The organism is Candidatus Thiothrix phosphatis (assembly GCF_035668035.1).
Lineage (GTDB): Bacteria > Pseudomonadota > Gammaproteobacteria > Thiotrichales > Thiotrichaceae > Thiothrix > Thiothrix phosphatis.
The window spans coordinates 1-2,624 of the sequence record NZ_JAYMYJ010000074.1; the positions used below are offsets into that span (position 1 = coordinate 1).

At 54.6% G+C, this 2,624-nt stretch carries 3 protein-coding genes; all 3 read left to right on the forward strand.

Translation table 11 applies throughout. The features are described 5' to 3' along the window. The first annotated feature begins 147 nt into the window (after positions 1-147). On the forward strand, positions 148-399 hold the full coding sequence (locus VSS37_RS07865) for a hypothetical protein (protein ID WP_324694283.1): 252 nt from the start codon (positions 148-150) through the stop codon (positions 397-399). Between the two features lie 75 nt (positions 400-474). After that, positions 475-1,494: a hypothetical protein gene (locus VSS37_RS07870; protein ID WP_324694285.1), complete on the forward strand. Its 1,020-nt coding sequence runs from the start codon at positions 475-477 to the stop codon at positions 1,492-1,494. 246 nt (positions 1,495-1,740) lie between these two features. Continuing rightward, positions 1,741-2,412, forward strand: a complete 672-nt coding sequence (locus VSS37_RS07875; RefSeq protein WP_324694286.1) for a hypothetical protein — start codon at positions 1,741-1,743, stop codon at positions 2,410-2,412. Positions 2,413-2,624: the final 212 nt, after the last annotated feature.

Below are 2,624 nucleotides of genomic sequence, written 5' to 3' on the forward strand. Positions count from 1 at the left end.
GAGGGGCAAGCGAACGACGAGCAGCAATGCTGCCGGAGTGAGTGAGCCTGAGCCGCACCACATTGCCTATTGACCAAAATTGGCTTAGGGTGTATATTTTAGGTGCAGCCGCTTGGCTGTGGTGATAGTTAAAGCGAGGTTAAGAGTATGGAAGATGACAAGCTAAATGTGCGCCTGCGGCTGACGGTTCGGCCTGAATTAGATCGCGCCCTGGATGAGATCGCCACGACACTTCGTGTCGAGCGTGCCACGCTCTATAACATGTGTATCTCGATTGGCTTGCGCTTCCTGGATGTCTCGCTTATTAATCCTGGTGGCGGTGGTATTACAAAAGCTGTAGACCAGCGCGCCCAGGCGACCGCGCAAGCAATTGCCGGCGATATTCAAGCCCTTTCCTAAAAAAGATCGAAGCTGCCAGGGTTGCCGCCCTGACAGCTTCTGTTCTGTTTCGCCCGTCAAGCTTACAGAGGTTGTATGAATAATACCCCGCGTGGCCTAAATGTGTCAACATGTGGGCCAAAATTGGAAAGCCCCCGTGCTGTAACTACGGGGGCAACAAAAACCGCCTCTTGGTCAACCCAAACCGTCTATCTTGGCTCCGTGGCTCTCGATTGGCTCACGCTCACTACATACGATGTGGGTGCGTTTCGTGTGCTGGCACAGCTTATCGAAAAGCATACCCCTGCTTCGGCGCGTCAATCTGCCCAGGTCATGCAGTATCAAGGCGTGAAGGGCGATGGCTATTTTGTGGGTATGGCCCTTCAGAGAGACGAAAAACACTATATGCTCCGTCTCTCTGGCTCTCTGGCTATGTCGTTCTTCCTCGCTGCGGCTGCTAGTTACCCCCGTGCCCTCTCGCTCTGCAAGTGTACGCGGGCGGATGTGCAGTATACCCATGATGATAACCTGGAGGTTGATTTGTCTGCGGTCGGTTCTGCCCTTCGTGAAGCTGAATGGCTCTCGCATAAAGGGCGGCGCCCTCGTATTGATATTTTTGATAATGATGATGGGCTAGATACATTGTATATAGGTGCTCGCTCGTCGCCCAGGATGCAGCGCATATATATCAAGCCAATTGATGATATTAACCGTTTGCGATGGGAAGTCGAATATAAAGAGCAATTAGCCCTTAATTTGTGGCAAGCTCTGCTAGTTGGTGGTATTGCCGTGCTTCCTGGTATTTTAGCTGGTGAAATGTCGGTTATACCTCTGGCTGCGTGTCCTGAGCTTTTGGCCCTTCCTGCCCTTGTTGGTGCGGTTCCTGAGCGGTTGAAAATATCGCGCAATGATACAAATAATCTCAATGCTATCTGGTGGCTCTGGTCGTCTGTTCTGCCCTGCGTGCGGCGGCTTCAATCAACCGATGGCAAAGTAAAAGTTCTTGTTCGTGAATTCTTGTTGTCTGCATTTTTGGGAGATGATTGTGATCTCCCTCTTCCTCCTCCTGGTATGTCTCTTTCTGATTGTATCGATCGATGGGAGGTGGTCTTGTAGTAGTCGCCTTGGCCGGTGGCATGTTGAGCGCGGCGGGCCGCGCGTAGCGCGCCCGGCCTGCGCCCTGTTTAATTCTTTACAAAATGATGCCCCTACACCGTTGGAGCGGCTAGGGGCGTGGCGTCCGTGGTATCAGCACGTGCGCAGGCGCATTATATGGCCTGTGTGCATTACGTCAAGGTGTGGGCTGTCTGCGAGTCAATTTCAGACTGTCTCACATCAGACAGACAGAAAGACAGGCACATAATGCAGAAAATTACCGCTTCGGAAGTCTCGCGCCTGGGTTCCTCTCAAATGAACCTGGACGTTGGCCGCATCAATCCTCGTGAAGCTTTATGGGTGGCTCTGTTAAGTCTTTCCTCCCTTGCGGTCGGCACGCTCGGTGCCTTTATTGCGTGGTTGGTTCTTCCTTCTGAGTTCGCCTCCTGGTCGGGTTGGCGGTTCCTCTTCTTCCTCTTCGGCCTGGGCGTAGCCCTTCTTGGCTTCGGTCTGGCCGTGGTTCTCTGCAAGCTCACCTATGATGATTGGACGCAATATCGGGCGCGGCTAAATGAGTGGCATATAGCTGCCCTGGAAGCCTACCAATTGAGCGATGGGAAAGAGGTTGAGCGTACCTTGACTCTTTCTGATCTCTCGCCCTCGGTGCCGTTGCATATGCTGGCGGTTGCGCTTTCGGCCCATCGGCGCGTCGCGCAGGGTACGGCTAACGCCTTTTCTGTTCGTGGTCTGGAAGGGCCTGTGTTTCTGGGTGGCGTTCGCATGGGTGATCTCTCACCCTCTGCTGCCGAGCTGGCCGCCAAGAACCTGGCGCAGCTTGGTTTGATAAAAGGCCGTGGCCCTCGCCAGGCGGGGGAGTGGGCTGCTTCCTCGGAAGCGGATGTAGTTGGGCTGCTCGTGGATAATTGGAAGCGCCTGTAGCCCTCTGTGGCCCTTGTGGGCGTAGTGCTGCCCTTGCTGCCGTCGTTTCGTGTCGCCCTCGTAGGGCCGCAAGTGTGCAAAATAGCTTCCTGTCAAGCGCGCAGCGCGTACGGCTTGCCGTTGACAGGGGGCTATTTTGTACAATGCTGGCGGTTCGGAGGGGCAAGCGAACGACGAGCAGCAATGCTGCCGGAGTGAGTGAGCCTGAGCCG

Bases quoted from the DNA above. Each gene is read 5' to 3' on its own strand.
- VSS37_RS07865 (WP_324694283.1), top strand. From the start codon at position 148: ATGGAAGATGACAAGCTAAATGTGCGCCTGCGGCTGACGGTTCGGCCT.
- VSS37_RS07870 (WP_324694285.1), top strand. From the start codon at position 475: ATGAATAATACCCCGCGTGGCCTAAATGTGTCAACATGTGGGCCAAAA.
- VSS37_RS07875 (WP_324694286.1), top strand. From the start codon at position 1,741: ATGCAGAAAATTACCGCTTCGGAAGTCTCGCGCCTGGGTTCCTCTCAA.